The sequence below is a fragment of the Exiguobacterium sp. s43 genome (genome assembly GCF_018617255.1).
In the GTDB taxonomy this organism is placed as follows: Bacteria; Bacillota; Bacilli; order Exiguobacteriales; family Exiguobacteriaceae; genus Exiguobacterium; species Exiguobacterium profundum.
This window is the reverse complement of the sequence record NZ_JACSJT010000003.1, coordinates 100,785-116,558: the sequence shown is the minus strand read 5'-3', so window position 1 is coordinate 116,558 and position 15,774 is coordinate 100,785. Positions and strand designations below refer to the sequence as shown.

At 46.3% G+C, this 15,774-nt stretch carries 14 protein-coding genes, 2 tRNA genes and 1 other annotated feature; of the genes, 5 read left to right on the top strand and 11 right to left on the bottom strand.

What is annotated here, in order from left to right; genetic code table 11:
- Positions 1-57: 57 nt before the first annotated feature.
- The 8 genes from KNO79_RS12965 to KNO79_RS12930 all read right to left on the bottom strand — a co-directional run bounded on the left by KNO79_RS12965 (position 58) and on the right by KNO79_RS12930 (position 8,094).
- Positions 58-777, bottom strand: a complete 720-nt coding sequence (locus KNO79_RS12965; RefSeq protein WP_214691477.1) for an ABC transporter ATP-binding protein — start codon at positions 775-777, stop codon at positions 58-60.
- Positions 770-1,567, bottom strand: a complete 798-nt coding sequence (locus tag KNO79_RS12960) for an ABC-2 transporter permease (protein WP_159563549.1) — start codon at positions 1,565-1,567, stop codon at positions 770-772. Before KNO79_RS12960 ends, KNO79_RS12965 begins: the two co-directional genes overlap by 8 nt.
- 3 nt (positions 1,568-1,570) lie before the next feature.
- Positions 1,571-2,125: a nitrous oxide reductase accessory protein NosL gene (locus KNO79_RS12955; RefSeq protein WP_214691476.1), complete on the bottom strand. Its 555-nt coding sequence runs from the start codon at positions 2,123-2,125 to the stop codon at positions 1,571-1,573.
- Positions 2,112-3,296, bottom strand: coding sequence for a right-handed parallel beta-helix repeat-containing protein (locus KNO79_RS12950; RefSeq protein ID WP_214691475.1), 1,185 nt, complete (start codon positions 3,294-3,296; stop codon positions 2,112-2,114). The genes KNO79_RS12955 and KNO79_RS12950 overlap by 14 nt, the downstream gene beginning before the upstream one ends.
- A gap of 146 nt (positions 3,297-3,442) precedes the next feature.
- A complete protein-coding gene (locus tag KNO79_RS12945) occupies positions 3,443-4,735 on the bottom strand; it encodes an ABC transporter substrate-binding protein (protein ID WP_196431581.1) in 1,293 nt (430 codons plus the stop codon).
- A 159-nt stretch (positions 4,736-4,894) separates the two neighbouring features.
- Entirely contained in the window at positions 4,895-5,875 is a 981-nt protein-coding gene (asnA, locus tag KNO79_RS12940) for an aspartate--ammonia ligase (protein WP_214691474.1), read from the bottom strand.
- 69 nt (positions 5,876-5,944) lie between these two features.
- Positions 5,945-6,185 (bottom strand) — a binding site (T-box leader).
- Positions 6,186-6,289: 104 nt separating this feature from the next.
- Positions 6,290-7,192 (bottom strand): carbohydrate ABC transporter permease, encoded by a 903-nt coding sequence (locus tag KNO79_RS12935; protein WP_078146321.1) that lies wholly within the window; start codon positions 7,190-7,192, stop codon positions 6,290-6,292.
- Positions 7,189-8,094 carry a carbohydrate ABC transporter permease gene (locus tag KNO79_RS12930; RefSeq protein WP_196431582.1) on the bottom strand — a complete coding sequence of 302 codons (906 nt, stop codon included), beginning with the start codon at positions 8,092-8,094 and terminating at the stop codon, positions 7,189-7,191. Before KNO79_RS12930 ends, KNO79_RS12935 begins: the two co-directional genes overlap by 4 nt.
- Before the next feature lie 244 nt (positions 8,095-8,338).
- Between KNO79_RS12930 and KNO79_RS12925 the strand changes: the two genes are divergently transcribed.
- From KNO79_RS12925 to KNO79_RS12915, 3 genes are all read left to right on the top strand, one after another.
- Entirely contained in the window at positions 8,339-10,024 is a 1,686-nt protein-coding gene (locus KNO79_RS12925) for a formate--tetrahydrofolate ligase (RefSeq protein ID WP_214691473.1), read from the top strand.
- Between the two features lie 14 nt (positions 10,025-10,038).
- Positions 10,039-10,947: an alpha/beta fold hydrolase gene (locus KNO79_RS12920; protein WP_214691472.1), complete on the top strand. Its 909-nt coding sequence runs from the start codon at positions 10,039-10,041 to the stop codon at positions 10,945-10,947.
- Between the two features lie 170 nt (positions 10,948-11,117).
- Positions 11,118-14,087: an SH3 domain-containing protein gene (locus KNO79_RS12915; RefSeq protein WP_214691471.1), complete on the top strand. Its 2,970-nt coding sequence runs from the start codon at positions 11,118-11,120 to the stop codon at positions 14,085-14,087.
- A gap of 38 nt (positions 14,088-14,125) precedes the next feature.
- Here KNO79_RS12915 and KNO79_RS12910 read toward each other — a convergent pair whose 3' ends face one another.
- Genes KNO79_RS12910 through KNO79_RS12900 form a run of 3 tightly spaced genes read right to left on the bottom strand, consistent with a single transcriptional unit; the run spans position 14,126 to position 15,452 of the window.
- Positions 14,126-14,539 carry a DUF3805 domain-containing protein gene (locus KNO79_RS12910; protein ID WP_074037765.1) on the bottom strand — a complete coding sequence of 138 codons (414 nt, stop codon included), beginning with the start codon at positions 14,537-14,539 and terminating at the stop codon, positions 14,126-14,128.
- Positions 14,536-15,090 (bottom strand): hypothetical protein, encoded by a 555-nt coding sequence (locus KNO79_RS12905; protein WP_148209495.1) that lies wholly within the window; start codon positions 15,088-15,090, stop codon positions 14,536-14,538. Before KNO79_RS12905 ends, KNO79_RS12910 begins: the two co-directional genes overlap by 4 nt.
- Before the next feature lie 2 nt (positions 15,091-15,092).
- The gene (locus KNO79_RS12900; protein WP_031421018.1) at positions 15,093-15,452 is read right to left on the bottom strand and encodes a hypothetical protein; all 360 of its coding nucleotides are present in this window, start codon (positions 15,450-15,452) and stop codon (positions 15,093-15,095) included.
- A gap of 138 nt (positions 15,453-15,590) precedes the next feature.
- Here KNO79_RS12900 and KNO79_RS12895 point away from each other — a divergent pair.
- Positions 15,591-15,664 (top strand) — tRNA-Gly (locus KNO79_RS12895).
- Positions 15,665-15,679: 15 nt separating this feature from the next.
- A tRNA-Gly gene (locus KNO79_RS12890) sits at positions 15,680-15,753 on the top strand.
- The last annotated feature ends 21 nt before the right edge of the window (positions 15,754-15,774 follow it).

Below are 15,774 nucleotides of genomic sequence, written 5' to 3'. Positions count from 1 at the left end.
CATCTCCCCAAAAAAATAGTGGCGTCGGAAGGTTCCGAGCACCACTTCAACTGTCTATTATTTTGTGCGAGCCGCGTCCATTTGACAAGTGTCATCTTTCGATTCGAAAAAGAATTCTCTTAGTCGTTCATATGCGGCTTGTTCTTCTTGGACATATACCTTCCCACAAACAGCACCCGCTCGCATCATCCAGACCTCATCTGCCAACATGGCGGCGACGTCAAGTTGATGCGTTGAAAACACGATGGTCGCCCCCCGTTTGGCCTCTTGTCGCAATAGTTCGCTGAGCATTTGCATCCATAGCGGATCGAGTCCGTTCGTCGGTTCATCCAACAACAAGATGTCTGGTTCGCTTACAAGAGCTTGAGACAACAAGAGACGTTGCCGCATCCCTTTTGAGAGTTCGGAGACGCGCTTTCGTTTATGCTCGTACAGACCGACTCGTTTTAAAATCTCCAGAGTCGGATGTGCCCCTTGCAAGGTAGCGTAGTAGATGAATGTCTCCTCAACTGTCCATGCCTCATCAAAATAGAAATCATCCGGCATATAGCCAAAACTCTCATTATATTTCGCGCGTTGTTTGATCGTATAACCATTCAATTGAATGTTGCCGGTACTCGGTTTGATGGTACCATTCATCAGATTCAACAGCGTCGATTTTCCGGCACCATTGCTTCCACACAACGCCACGATTTTCCCCGAGACGATATCTTCACGAATGGGATGGAGTGACCACGAATCACCGTATTTTTTCCCTACATCCAAACAGTTAATCATGACGATTCCCTCCGTACATCACCGTCGAGGCAAGTGATAACAAGAAACCACTTGCCGTAAGCAAGCTCAACCAGACTCCAGCGTATCCAATCGGTCGATGCATCCAATTCAACAGATGGAGATAGACATCCCCAAACACATCTGAAGAGGATACAATCGTACTGGCCCATACACGCATCAAGTCAAATCCATTCAGAAACAGCGCCACAATCATGCCGTTCACTTGCATACCGTAAGGGAGCCAGGAAACGATGGTCACGAGAAGCGTTGGCCAAAGCAACACGAGGATCGTCCATGTGAGGAAGGCCAGTAACATCGCTCGAATCCGCTTGCGCGCGATTAGTCCAAGCAAAGTTCCGAGCGCTGTCGCGTAGATTGTTAATCCAATGGCGTAGGAAAACAAAATCATCCAAGTCTCACCTGATTGTCCGACAACGAGCGAAGCAACGAGGAAAGCCAACAGCAGAATAAGTCCTTGTGTCACGAGAAATGAACTGAATCGGACTAAAATCAACTTCCATTTAGGATAGGTAAATGTTGAGAGGAGATTCAATCGCTTCGATTCCTGTTCCTGTCCCCAATGAAGCGCTGTCGTCAATAAGATGAAAAGAGGAAGTAACAGACCGAGCACCGTGATGAGCGTCGCACTTACGTTTGTATAGTCCGCAGCAACCGGTAGTGCTTGTCCGAGTCCTCCGAGTAGAACGAGCGTGAGAATCCATATAACTAAGAATACATAGTTCTCACGCTGTCTCAGACTCCGCGCCCATTCCATTCGCCACAGTGACATCGATTATTGCCCTTCTTCTTCTGTATCCATGTCCATTTCGCTATCTTGATCCATTTGATCCATTGAGCCTTCGCCATCCATCTTCATGTGCATCTCGCCGCGCTCCCACGAATGGTCTTTCAATTGTTCGAAGTCCATCATATCTCCACCATTCTCTTCGATATAGGCTTCAGCATCAGCCTCTTTCGCGAACGAGAGAATATTGTACGCCATTGGTGTTTTCGACTCTTTGTCGTACACGAACATCGCTTCGTCTAATTCGACCCAATCTTTCGTATTGAAATCTTTCACGTACATCGCAGCAATATCTTCTTCTTTTTGTTCAGGATACCAATCACGCATGAGACAACCGATGTCATCAAACGCATATCCTTTTTCATTTTCCATGATGGCTTCCGCTGCGAACTGCTTATCCATGACTTTCATTTTACACACTTCACACTCTGTTTCGCCCCATTTGATTTCAAACGGTTCTGCCGATGCACTCGAACATGCTCCGAGTGCCAATGATAATCCTGCGATGGATAATAATCCTGCTACTTGTTTATACGATTTCATGTCGTTTCCTCCCAAATATCCAAATGATAATAAGTAAAATGATACTCCCTAAATTCCAAATCGAACCGCTCCACTCCCACCTTGCTGTATAGGTTTGCGGTGAAAGGTCCGTCAACGATACATCGTTCGGACTTCTCAGAATGTTTTCTAATAGGAGAAGTCCCGGGGACCCGTATAATAATTCTAGCGCTTCATATGAATCAGTTAATAAGAACAAGTACGGTTCGGTTTGAAATGGGATTTCGCTATACCCGTCACGATCTAGGTCCAACGTCGTCCCACCCCAGACATTTCCTTGTACAACGTTGTCATGCGACTCGACCATCGTCACCGGTTCACGATTTCCTAACAGGTTATTTTGAAGAATCATCATCCCCGTTGCTTGCTTGAATTGAAAGCCGATATCGTTGCCGTTAATCGTATTCCGTTCAAGAATCGTTCCTACTGACTGCTCCGCGAACAAGCCGATATGATTTCCAGATACGTTCGTCATCTCGATGGTCGTATCGATTGCCTCATAGAGCATCAGCCCCGTCGCCGTTCCACCGAACTGGTCGTGTACATTCCCATTTTTTAAGACGACTCGATTCGTTCCCATAATCATCGCACCGGTCAAATTATGATGGAGTTCGGGCACCGAAATCACCACGTCAGTCGGAAACATCAAGTGAATGCCGTAGCGTGAATGCGAAACGACCGGTCGAACGATTGTGTGCCGAGATCCATTCTCTATGTATATCCCGTCTCTCACTCTCTTCACTACAACTCCACGCAGTTCGGTCGCCTCACTATCAAGGAGCACCATCCCATCCGCCTGTCCATTCCCGTCAATGGACATTCGTGTGACTCGAACTCCATAACTATCCTCAATCAATAGTCCAGTACCAGCGGACTCGATCGACACATCAAGCAGTTGATGTCCGAGACCAGATACTTGGATGGCTGGTACATCGTCGTTCTCACATTGTTGTACTGATACACGTTCGAGAACAGCACCGGTTCCACGCATGATAAATGCGGGATGGCCACAACTCGTATATGTTTTTCCGTCTCCATCCACATGCTCATTCGACTCAATGACGATGGGTTCAGTCAACGGAATCGAGTGTTCTTCCGCCTCTACCTGTGTTGTCCAACACAAAAATAGGATACAACTCAATATTCGTTTCATGCCCCCTCCTTCTCATAAGCGCTTACAACATCCATTCTACTGAAACCCCCACCGGTATGTGTGTGGTTTATATGGGATTCCTGTGACAATTTCTTCATAAAAAAAACACAGACGGTGAAGGGGTCGTTTCACCGTCTGTGCCATGCTTATTTCACTTTGTCTTGCCATACTTTCGTGAAGTCCTGAAGCATCTCTTCACCTGTTTTTTGTCCACCGACATATGCCTGCATAAGGGCACCATATTCATTCACTGCTCCATCCGGATACTTAAACCAGTTCCAAGAGATGGTCTTCCCTTCATTCGAATACGCCAAGATATCGTCTGCGAGTGGTCCAAGGTCGTTGGCTTCAATCGACTTGAAGGCAGGGATGAACTTGAACTTGTTGACCATGTAGTCTTTCCCTGTATCCGACGTCGCCATCCACTCTAAGAAGTCTTTCGCTTCTTCTTTATACTTCGAATTTTTGTTGACGACCCAGTTGTTCGGGACACCGACCGGAAGTCGGTCCATCTTCTCCGCATCGTCATTGATTGGGATTGGGACGAATCCCATCTCCATATCTGGATTTACGTCGAGGATCATTTGTTGTGCCCAGTTCCCTTGTTGGAGCATTGCTGTCTCTCCTTGGGCGAACTGTGTGACTTGTGTATTGTAGTCCGTCGTCAACGGGTTTTTGTTTCCGTATTTAATCGTCAAATCAAACAATTTCAAAAACTCTTGGAACTGTTCATTGTCTTCAAACTTCGCTTTATTCTCATTGAGCGCTTGAATAAATGCATCCGGGTCGTCTTGTTGCGCCATCGGAATGTTCAACAAGTGGATTCCTAAAATCCAGAACTCTGCATAACCGACAGAGAACGGTGTGATTCCCGCTTGCTCAAGTTTTTCAGCAGCATCTGTCAGTTCAGAGAGTGTTTTCGGTAACTCTTTGATCCCTGCTTTTTCAAATAGTTCTTTATTATAGATAAATCCGTAACCTTCGAGGTTCATTGGCATTCCGTACAGTTTACCGTCCATCGTCATCGGCTCTTTGGCGACTTCTGTCAAATCTCCGACCCACTTCTCGCTTGAGAGGTCCTCGAGTTTATCTTTCCATGTTTGTGCTTCCGTGAATCCACCGTTGTTGAAGATATCCGGTTCATTTCCTGAGGCGAATTGTGATTTGAGGGCCGCACCGTAGTCTGCTCCACCACCGACGGTTTGAACCGTGACTTTCACACCCGTTTCCTCTTCATACTCTTTTGCCATCGCTTCAAGGTCTTTCGCAATCTCCGCTTTGAATTGGAAGACGTTTAACGTGACGTCTTTTTTGTCGCCGCTATCTGCATTTCCTTCAGAAGAACCTTCGTCCGTGAGTGATCCGCCGCCGCAAGCCGCGAGTGATAAGACCATTCCAGCCGTCATGACCGCTGTAGACAATTTCCACTTCCGTTTCATCTCATTTCCTCCCTTAACCTTATCCATCTTTACAAACTCAACTTTAAATGAAAACGCTTCCACAATGTAGGTGTCAAAATTGACGGATAGGGTGGAAAATGTTGCACAGAAAAACAGGACTCTTTTTTCGAGTCCTGTTCCGTGTTTCTTCTTATTATATTACAACAAGCTGATGCCAGCTTCTTTACACGATTGAATGACTTCTTGCGGCCAAACCGATGTTTGCACTTCTCCGATATGACGCGCGCGCAAGAGATACATTGCGACACGCGATTGTCCGATTCCGCCCCCGATTGTAAGAGGAAGCGTTCCTTCGAGCACTCCTTGATGGAATGGGTACGCGCGCTTCTCTTCCGCGTCTGCTTTCTTCAGTTGCGCATCAAGTGCCACTTCGTCGACACGAATGCCCATCGATGACAGTTCAAATGCTGACTCGAGCTCAGGGTGCCACACGAGAATGTCTCCGTTAAGCGACCAATCATCATAGTCTGCCGCTCGTCCATCGTGTTTCATACCTGAAGCGAGAAGATCTCCGATTTGTGAGATGAAGACCGCACCGTACTCTTTACAGATAGCCGTTTCACGTTCTTTCGGCGTCATCGTCGGATACGTATCCTCCAACTCCTGACTCGTGATGAAATGAATCATTTCCGGAAGAATCGCTTCAACACCGTACGCTTTCTCTACTTCCGCTTCTGTTTCACGGAGCGCAGCGTAAATCGACTCCACCGTTGCTTTCAAATATTCCATCGTCCGTTCTTCTCGAGCAATCACTCGTTCCCAGTCCCACTGATCGACGAATAAAGAATGTGTCGCGTCGAGTTCTTCGTCGCGTCGAATGGCACGCATCTGAGTGTACAATCCTTCACCGACACCGAATCCGTAACGACCGAGCGCTTCACGTTTCCATTTCGCGAGTGACTGAACGATTTCAAGTTCATGTCCCGGATACATCGTATCAAACTGAATGATACGCTCCACACCGTTCAAGTGATCGTTGATCCCACTCGCCGATTCGACGAATAGCGGTGCTTGTACTTGAATCAGTCCGAGTTCACGTGAGACTTTCTCCTCAAAGAGTGCCTTTACTGCTGCAATCGTCTGCTGTCTTTCTTTCATCGTGCTTGTTGCTGTTGTCATTTTCCGTTTCCTCCAATTGTGGAATATTTGAAAATGAAGCCATGAAAAAAAGCCCTCCATTCCCATCGAACATGGGACGGAAGACTTCGGTTCCGCGGTGCCACCCAAATTAGTAGACGAATCTACTCACTTTTTCGAGACAATCATCTCGTAACTCCGATAACGGGGAGCGGTCCGGCTACGTCTACTGGCAAAGCGTTCGGGTAGCGACTCCAGGAAGTTTTTCGACGAAGGGTTAAGACCGGGCTCACACCACCCCCGGATCGCTTGGCTCACTACCTTCGTGTACTCGTCCTTTCGACGTCGTTCACAATTGAATTGAGTTCATTATTATAAATATTCAGATTAATGTCAACGATTTTTTTCAAAAAAAATAATCCTCCGTGTAGCGAACGGAGGATTCCCTTGGGAGGGTTATTTAATCGAACCGCTTGTGATCCCTTTGATGATATGCTTTTGCATGCCGAAGAAAAAGACCAGAAGGGGAACGATTCCTAACACTAAACCTGCTAATGCCAAATCCCATTGTTTCGTGTACTGTCCAAAGAAATAGAATGTCGCGAGCGGGATGGTCCGTAACTCGACATCACGAAGAACAAGCGATGGTAATAAGAAGTCATTCCAAATCCATAGACTGTTCAAGATGACGATTGTCACCGTGATCGGCTTGAGAAGTGGAAAGACGATGCGCCAGAAGACACCCCATGTCGAGCAACCGTCGATGATGGCGGCTTCTTCAATCTCCTCAGGAATCGACTTCATGAATCCGTGATAAAGGAATACTGAGATACCAGACCCAAAACCTAGATACATGACGATCAGGCCCCAATGACTATTCAACAGACCGAGGATACTCGAAACTTTCACGAGCGGAATCATGATGGACTGGAACGGAATGACCATCGCTGCCACGAACAAGAAAAAGATCATTGTGGAAACCCAATGTTTCGTCCGAACGAGTTTCCATGCCGCCATCGAGGTGAAGATGACAATGACCGCATTCGCTCCGACCGTGATGAGAAGGGAGTTCAAAAAGACACGTCCATAATTCATCGCTTCCCATGCTTCTGTATAGTTTGAGGTCAACCACTCGTTCGGTAAGGCGGACGTATTCGTAAAGATTTCAGCCATCGATTTGAACGAGTTGGCGACAACGTAATAGAACGGGACCAAATAGAGTAGTCCGAGCAAGATGGCAACGAGCTCAATAATTCCAAGGTTCCAAGAATACGTTCCCGGGCGAAGTGGACGCTGCGGGATACGCTTCGGTGTCTTCTCTACGTTTCTCTCGACATGTTCCAATTTTTCCGTCGTCATGCTTCCACCTCCCGTTTTTTCGTCACGTACACTTGCGTCACCGTAATCGCAGCCACGACCAAGAAGAAGATGACCGCCTTCGCTGACCCGAGACCATAATTATTATTCACAAAAGACTCCGTATAGATATTTAAGGCTAACATCTCGGTCGATTTGAACGGTCCACCATTCGTGAGCGACAAGTTCGTATCAAACACTTTGAATGACCAAGAGATGGTCAGGAACAAACAGATGGTAATCGATGGCATAATCATCGGTAGCGTGATATGGCGGAGCATCTTAAGACGATTCGCCCCATCAATTCGTGCCGCCTCCATCAAATCAGTCGGCACGTTTTGTAGCGCCGCGATGTAGATGACCATGACATACCCGCCACCTTGCCAGATGGCGACAATCACGATTCCCCAAAATGCCGTTTGCGCATCTCCGAGCCATGGTAATTCGAACAGGCTCCACCCCGTCAACGCACCGATCGAGGCAAATCCTTTTACATAAATGAACTGCCAGATGAACCCAAGAATTAAGCCACCGATCAAGTTCGGCATGAAGAAAATTGTGCGTAGGAAGTTTCGCGTCTTAATGTTCATCGTCAATAATAGCGCCAATGAGAAACCGACGATATTCGTCAATAGGACAGACACAAGCGTATATTTCGTCGTAATCCAAAAAGAAGCGCGGAACTGCTCATCTTCAAAGAACAAGCGATGATAGTTATCCAATCCGACAAAGTTCAGTTCTCCGGTCACGCCGTTCCAATCAGTGAAACTATAGTAAATGCCATTAAAAAATGGGATGAGTACGATTGCGACAAATGCCAGAAAAGCAGGTCCAACAAATGCTATAAAGCTCGCAGGTTTCTTCCAATTCCCTCTGCGTTTCGTCCGTTTAGTAGTCTCAGTCATGTGTATCGCCTCCACTATCACTGTATCGTGTCAAACCCTTAATGAAAACGGATACATTTGACGGAAAGGGTGGAAAATATTGAACGGAATGAATGAATTTGAAGGCGTGATGAGTTATGATAAAATCAATGATAATACGAACGGATTAAATATGATTTGCCTTGATTCATATTTTAATCCGAAATTTCCGAATGATTTTAAGAGAATAGAAAGATATCGTTCGATAAACGGAGGGACTTTTTGAATGACAACGACGAAACCATTATCTGACCTTACGATTGCCCAACAAGCCAAAACCTTGCCGATTAAAGACATCGCAGCAAAAATCGGATTACATGAAGATGATCTAGATCTTTACGGGAAATATAAAGCTAAACTTTCTTACGATGTCCTCGAACGTGTGAAAACGCAGAAAGACGGAAAACTCGTTCTCGTCACAGCGATCAATCCGACACCAGCTGGTGAAGGAAAATCGACGGTGACAGTTGGTCTCGGACAAGCGTTGAACCAGTTGGATAAACAAGCAATCGTCTGTCTGCGCGAACCTTCACTCGGTCCGACGATGGGTCTAAAAGGTGGCGCTGCTGGTGGTGGCTTCAGTCAAGTTCTCCCGATGGAAGACATCAACCTCCACTTCACAGGTGATATGCATGCGATCACATCGGCCCATAATACGATCAGTGCCATGATTGACAATCACTTGCATCAAGGAAACGACCTTGGGATCGATGTCCGACATATCGTCTGGAAGCGTGTCCTTGACTTAAACGACCGCGCACTTCGTCATGTCACGGTCGGTCTCGGTGGTCCTGCTCACGGAGTCCCTCGTGAGGACGGATTTGATATTACCGTCGCTTCGGAAATCATGGCGATTCTCTGTCTGGCCGATTCATTGGACGACCTCGAAGAACGCATCAAGCGAATCGTAGTCGCCTATGACCATCAAAAAGAACCAATCACGGCAGAACAAATCGGGGCGGCCGGGGCGGCGACGTTACTGTTGAAGGAAGCCTTTAAACCGAACCTCGTCCAAACGCTCGAACAAACGCCTGCACTCGTTCACGGCGGACCGTTCGCAAACATCGCGCACGGATGCAATTCATTGATTGCAACGAAGACTGCATTAAAGCTTGGGGAGTATGTGGTGACGGAAGCTGGGTTCGGTGCCGATCTCGGGGCAGAAAAGTTCTGTCATATCAAATCTCGAGTCGGTGATTTGAATCCGGATGCGGTCGTACTCGTCGCAACCGTTCGCGCTTTAAAAATGCACGGTGGCGTTTCAAAAGATCAGCTTCACATCGAGAATGTCGGTGCAGTCGGAGAAGGATTGAAATTACTCGCCAAACATATCGATACGATGAAAAAACTCGGACTACCTACGGTCGTCGCATTGAACCGTTTCAATTCAGATACAGAAGAGGAACTTGCAACCGTTCTTGATTGGTGTGCGGCACACGGTATTCGTGCTTCGCTCAGCGAAGTATGGGCAAACGGCGGACTTGGTGGTCGACAGTTAGCCGAAGCGGTCATTGACGCCGTCGAGTCGAACGAAAGCAAACTTACGCCTCTGTATGAGTTGAACGATTCGATCGAACAAAAGATTAAAACCATTGCGAGAGAAGTATATGGTGCTGCAGACGTCGTGTTTACCGCCAAAGCACAAAAGCAAATGCAAGATGTTCAGGCGAACGGCTGGTCGGACCTTCCCATTTGTATGGCGAAGACACCGTTCTCCCTCTCAGACGACCCTTCAAAATTCGGTTATCAACAAGGATTCACCATCACTGTTCGCGAATTAAAACCTTCAGTGGGAGCAGGATTCCTCGTCGCCTTAACAGGCAACGTGTTGACGATGCCTGGGTTACCGAAACATCCAGCAGCTCTCAATATGGGAATTGACGAATCCGGAAAAGCAATCGGCCTTTTCTAATAGGGGGATGACACATGATCGTATCGGAGTTGACGTATCCTGACGGGTATCAAACAGAAGTGATGCACGTTCAGGCAGAGCAATCGATTGGAAAAATATTCATGTTTCACGGGATGCTCGAACATCATGAAAGATATATTGAGTTTGCACAGTTTATGGCAGATAATGGCTATGATGTGTTTGTGTGTGACTTGCGTGGTGCGGGTACAAGCGCTCATGACCAACGCACATATGGGCATCTCACGCCAGGAACGGGATTCCAACAACTTGTTGAGGATGCACAGTTCCTCATCCGTCAATATGAGGATGATCGTCCGACATATCTAATAGGTCATAGTTTCGGTTCTCTTCTCGTTCGAAAGCTCGGTCAAGTCATGGGGCACGCCTTATCCGGAATCGTCGTCGTCGCCCCGCCTCCTCATCCAGGAGTTGCAGGCGAACTCGGGCATCGCTTAATTGCTACCGCGATGAAACGAACACACGAAACACACCAATCTCGTTTTTTTGAACGACTGTTATTCGGACGTTATAATCTTAAGTTTTTACCTGCTCGAACGGATAGCGACTGGCTTTCAAGTGTTCCAGACGAAGTCGACTCCTATCTCGCCGACCCAAATTGTGGCGGTTTGCCTTCCCTCGGTTTTTTACATGAAGTGACACGCGCTTCATTAGATGTCACCACGTCTGCACGGATTCATGAACATCCGAAGTCTCTTCCAGTTCTGTTCGTTGCCGGAATGGACGATCCTGTCACGCATGACGGAGAAGGGTTGAACGGAATCATTAAGAAATATCGTAATGCGGATGTCGAGCTCGCAGTCGTCACTTACGACAATGCTCGACATGAAATCCTTCGTGAAGCACACCGCGAACAAGTATGGTCAGATATTCTTGCTTGGATGAAGCAAAACAGAATCCATTAATTTACTTAATCCCCTTTTATAAGGGGATTTTTCATTTACCTGATTTTAGAAAAATTATTTTAAGCATTTACCTTTTTTGTAATTCTACTTCTTCTTTCCATTTTTTAAGTACGTTATACTTAGACCGCAATCAATTTAATCATGCTCTCTCATCCGAAAGGGGTAACATATTGAAATCGACACTCTCAAGATTAGGAGTAGCCACGATTGTCTCAGGAACGATACTGAGCACTCTCGCACCACTCCAATCATATGCAGCAACATCCGAAGGAACAGTCAACACACCCATTTTAAATGTACGGTCTGATTCGTCGACATCGTCTTCAATCGTCGGCAAATTAACGGAAGGAACAACGGTAGATGTATACACCGTCAACGATGAATGGGCACAAATCAACTTCGAAGGTCAAAAACGATACGTTTCTTCTACGTATTTGACAATCGGTTCATCTATGACAACAGCCTCTACTACATCCGCTTCATTATATGTAGCTGAAATGAACGTCAATCTTCGTTCTTCCATGTCAACGTCCGCTTCAATCGAAACAGTCATCCCAAAAGGATCACTCGTGACGCATCTATCTACTCACGGGGCGACAGGATCTTGGTATAAAGTACAATTTGGTACATATACAGGATATGTGGCAGCACGATACTTCAGCGAAACAAGTCCTTCGTTTTACGCTTCGACAACTGCCGTCTTGTACGATTCGACCGGTTCAGGTGCGTCTAAAATCGCAACGATTCCAGAAGGTGCGAAAGTCACTTACCTCGATTCATTAGGCGCGACGGGTTCATGGTATAAACTCGAATACGGTTCACTTGTCGGTTATGCACCAGCACGTAACTTTACCGCGACTTCGCTTGCTCCAGAAGCAGTCACGACATATTACGCGGTGAAGAATGTCGCGCTCTACAATAGTTCAGGAACTGGTGCATCAAAAATTGCAACAATTCCACTTGGGGCAGAAGTAAAGCGTGTATACGTGAACGGATTGAGTTCATCTTGGTATAAAGTCCAATACGGGGACACGGTCGGCTATGCGGCCGCGCGTAACTTCTCGACATCAAAACCTGAAGCCGTCGTCAAAACAACCTATTATGCGGTTCGAGACCTCGTGTTATATGAGTCATCCGCTTCCGGAGCAGCTCGTCTACGCACGATTCAAGAAGGAACAAAAGTCGTCCAAGTATCGGATGCCAACTTATCGGACTCTTGGTTCAAAATTGAATATGATGGAGTCACCGGCTTCGCTGCCGCTCGTCATTTTTCAACGAAGGCACCTGAAGAAGTGACGATCACACCATACTTTGCGATTCGAAATGTAGCGATGTATAGTTCGTCTGCAGCCGGAGCGACGAAGATTGCCACGATTCCATTTGGTGCAAAAGTAGAACAGCTTTCACAAAGCGGTCTTTCTAGTTCTTGGTTCAAGATTCGCTATGACGGAAAAACAGGATATGCAGGTTCTAGTCACTTTTCATTAAAAGATCCAGAGGTCGTGGTGAAAACAGATTATTATACAACGCGTGATGTCGTTTTATACAACCGCTCGGATGCTGAAAAAGTGAAGGTTGCGGTCATTCCATTCGGCACGAAAGTTCAACAAGTGTCGGAACCTGGTCTCACGGAACGATTCTTTAAAATCGAATACGGTCCGATTACAGGTTATGCGACGGCAGATTACTTCTCGAAAACAGTACCGTCAGACGAACAATACGAAGAAGAACGTCAAGTTCGTATCTATGTAGATGGGAACGAGCCACTCAACGTTCGTTCGACGCCTGAAGTGACAACAGCAAATAAAGTCGGAACGTTAAGTACGGGAACGATTGTCAACATCAAACCAATTGTCGGTTCAGACTGGGCACTTCTTACAAGTGGTACGTATAGCGGCAACTATATTCATACCGATTACGTCGTACCTGTCACAACGACCCCACCTGCGACAGGTATCACGAAAAAAGTTTCGTATACTAGTTATCCGATGACAGTTCGTCAGATGGCAGACCGTCAAGTGGCTCAATTCGCCCAAACGGATGCACATCGATACGATGAAGCCTACCTACCTCGTGCTTGGGTAAGTGTCAACGGATCGACAGGAAAGATTGTGAAATCTGAGATGACTGTTGTCTCAGGGTTAGGAACCGCTTTGAAGATGACAGCCTCTTCAAGCTCGTCCTCGCTCGTCACCATTCCATATGGTGCGTCAATTCAATACGTTGACCGTTATACTTCCGGGTCAACCGTTTGGTATAAAGTAAAATACGGCACGATGACCGGTTACGTGACACCAAGTTCAGTCGTCGGAACCGCCAACATTTTGAGCCGTCCAATTTTAACATCTCATGCGTACGGTCAAATTAATACAGGCGAAACCGTTACGATTACAGGTCAATCCGGCACATACTATACGATTTCGTATAAACGACCGGCCGGACACAATATCCGAGTCTTTGATAACACTTGGCGTCGTGCATCAGTTGATGATCTTCTTCCATACGTCGATCCTAGCCAGATTGATGCAAACTCTCGATCATTCTATCAATTCTTAGATTTATCGAAGAGCGCTGGGACAACTGCGACAACATTGAACAAGGTCCTCACATCAAAAGGAACGCTCAGCGGACAAGGTCAGGCATTCGTTGATGCGGCTAGTATGTATGGCGTGAACGAAGTGTATCTTCTCTCGCATGCCATCCTTGAAACTGGACATGGTACATCCCTTCTCGCAAAAGGAGTTCCTGTCGATAAAGATGGGAATGCATTAATTAACTCGAGTGGGAATCGGATTTATCCGGAACGTCCTGTTGCCGCAACCGTCTATAATATGTACGGTATTCAAGCAACAGATAGCAACCCTCTTGGAAACGGCGCCAAATACGCCTTCCAACAAAAGTGGTTCTCTCCTAAAGAAGCGATTATCGGAGGAGCTTACTGGATTGGGGCTAGCTATATCAATCACCCGACATATAAACAAAATACGCTGTATAAGATGCGCTTCAATCCTTCTTCACCAGGAACGCACCAATATGCAACGGATATCGGATGGGCCGCAAAACAAACGACAAGCATCTATAATATCTATCAATCACTTGATGCTTACACACTCAACTTCGATGTACCAAAATATCAGTAAAAAAGGAGACACGCGCCTCGTTGGCGTCGTGTCTCCTTTTATGTCCACTCAATCGAATCGATAATGGACTCGATTTCCATCTTTTCATCGGTCACCTGATCGGCTACGTAAGTTAAGAATAAGAGCCGTTTCCCATCGGTCAAGGACCATACATCTAAATGCATCCCATCTTCAATCCCACTTGCGTAGGCCGTTGTCATATCACTCGTTTCAGTCGTGACACTTGGAGCAATCTTTACATCAATCGGAAATTCGCCTAAGAACGTATTCAATTCGCTCATAGCGGATTGTTTTGGTTCTTGCGAATCTTCTGATTCATAGATTGAGATTTGAAGCGTCCCTTGCGCATCCGCTTCCGTCGAGTAAAAACTCACATAGTCTTCCTCTTCGCTGTATTCATAATGTTCCGGATACGTCAGGCGGAACCACCCATCAATTTCGTACTCTTTCATGCTGTTTTCTCCTTTACTTGCTTGAATGCCAGCCCTGTGACCATTTTAGCTTGAAGCGCGTACTTCAAGCGTTCGGTCACGTAAAGACGTTGGCTATTTACGTCTTGGGCGATCATATGTCCAAATAAGTTCATGCGGACAGTTTGATTGGATAGGAAATAGAGTCGATCCGCACTCAGCGGACGATATTCGTTTGAATGTTCAAGGTATTCGATTTCAAAGCGGCGGAGGACGTTCAGCGCACAGTAACGATCGGTTTTCCCGGTACTCGTATGAAGCTCGACACGAACGAGCTGAACGTCATACGGACAGACATTCATAAAGATAGGTCCCACCCGCTCATGGATCAAGAGGATACCCATATCGGTCTCAATTAAATCTGGCAGGGCTCCTTCATCTTGCGAGATGCTTAACACGACATACGGTCGGTTTGTCGGTGCAAGCAATTCCCCTTTATAAAATCGAAATCGTTGAATTCCTGTTAGAACCCGGGCACGCCAAGCACTCCCTCGAGCCTCGGCTTCCATCCGATACAACCTCTCTCCACTCACGCTTACTCCCCCTTCACTTGTTTGAGCGCATCGACGAACGTTTCCCATTCTAGGTTGTCACAAACAACCTTATTTTCCAATCCCCATTCTTCATCGATTGTCAAACGTACTTCGTTCGATTGTGCGTGACGGGTGACTCGAAGATCTCCTATTTGAATCATATCCGGATGAATCTCAAACGTCATACTTGGTAATCCGACCCACTTGATTCGATTCGTTCGTAACACAACCTGCCATTCTTGTTCATGATGGATCGAAAACGTCCAACTTCGGAGAGACACCGTCGTGTTCGTTTGTTTCGATTGTTTCAACATTCGAAACCCTTCACCCATCAGTCGTAAATATGATTTTCGCTCACTCATATTTCATTTCTCCCCTTTTTTCTATTATCTGCGTTGTGAATAGGATTCTGCAACCTAAAAAGTTTTTTTAAAAAAGGGTTTGCAAATTCCATCGTATATGCTATTATATCAAAGTAACGTTAAGAGTTAATACGTTTCGCGGGTGTAGTTTAATGGTAAAACCTCAGCCTTCCAAGCTGATGACGAGGGTTCGATTCCCTTCACCCGCTCCATATTTTTTCTTTGATGCGGGTGTAGTTTAATGGTAAAACCTCAGCCTTCCAAGCTGATGACGAGAGTTCGATTCTCTTCACCCGCTCCAATATCGACATATACGCGAGAG

Excerpts from the sequence above, each read along its gene's own strand:
- KNO79_RS12965 (WP_214691477.1), bottom strand. The coding sequence starts at position 777 with ATGATTAACTGTTTGGATGTAGGGAAAAAATACGGTGATTCGTGGTCA.
- KNO79_RS12960 (WP_159563549.1), bottom strand. The coding sequence starts at position 1,567 with ATGTCACTGTGGCGAATGGAATGGGCGCGGAGTCTGAGACAGCGTGAG.
- KNO79_RS12955 (WP_214691476.1), bottom strand. The coding sequence starts at position 2,125 with ATGAAATCGTATAAACAAGTAGCAGGATTATTATCCATCGCAGGATTA.
- KNO79_RS12950 (WP_214691475.1), bottom strand. The coding sequence starts at position 3,296 with ATGAAACGAATATTGAGTTGTATCCTATTTTTGTGTTGGACAACACAG.
- KNO79_RS12945 (WP_196431581.1), bottom strand. The coding sequence starts at position 4,735 with ATGAAACGGAAGTGGAAATTGTCTACAGCGGTCATGACGGCTGGAATG.
- asnA (WP_214691474.1), bottom strand. The coding sequence starts at position 5,875 with ATGACAACAGCAACAAGCACGATGAAAGAAAGACAGCAGACGATTGCA.
- KNO79_RS12935 (WP_078146321.1), bottom strand. The coding sequence starts at position 7,192 with ATGACGACGGAAAAATTGGAACATGTCGAGAGAAACGTAGAGAAGACA.
- KNO79_RS12930 (WP_196431582.1), bottom strand. The coding sequence starts at position 8,094 with ATGACTGAGACTACTAAACGGACGAAACGCAGAGGGAATTGGAAGAAA.
- KNO79_RS12925 (WP_214691473.1), top strand. The coding sequence starts at position 8,339 with ATGACAACGACGAAACCATTATCTGACCTTACGATTGCCCAACAAGCC.
- KNO79_RS12920 (WP_214691472.1), top strand. The coding sequence starts at position 10,039 with ATGATCGTATCGGAGTTGACGTATCCTGACGGGTATCAAACAGAAGTG.
- KNO79_RS12910 (WP_074037765.1), bottom strand. The coding sequence starts at position 14,539 with ATGAAAGAGTACGAAATTGATGGGTGGTTCCGCCTGACGTATCCGGAA.
- KNO79_RS12900 (WP_031421018.1), bottom strand. The coding sequence starts at position 15,452 with ATGAGTGAGCGAAAATCATATTTACGACTGATGGGTGAAGGGTTTCGA.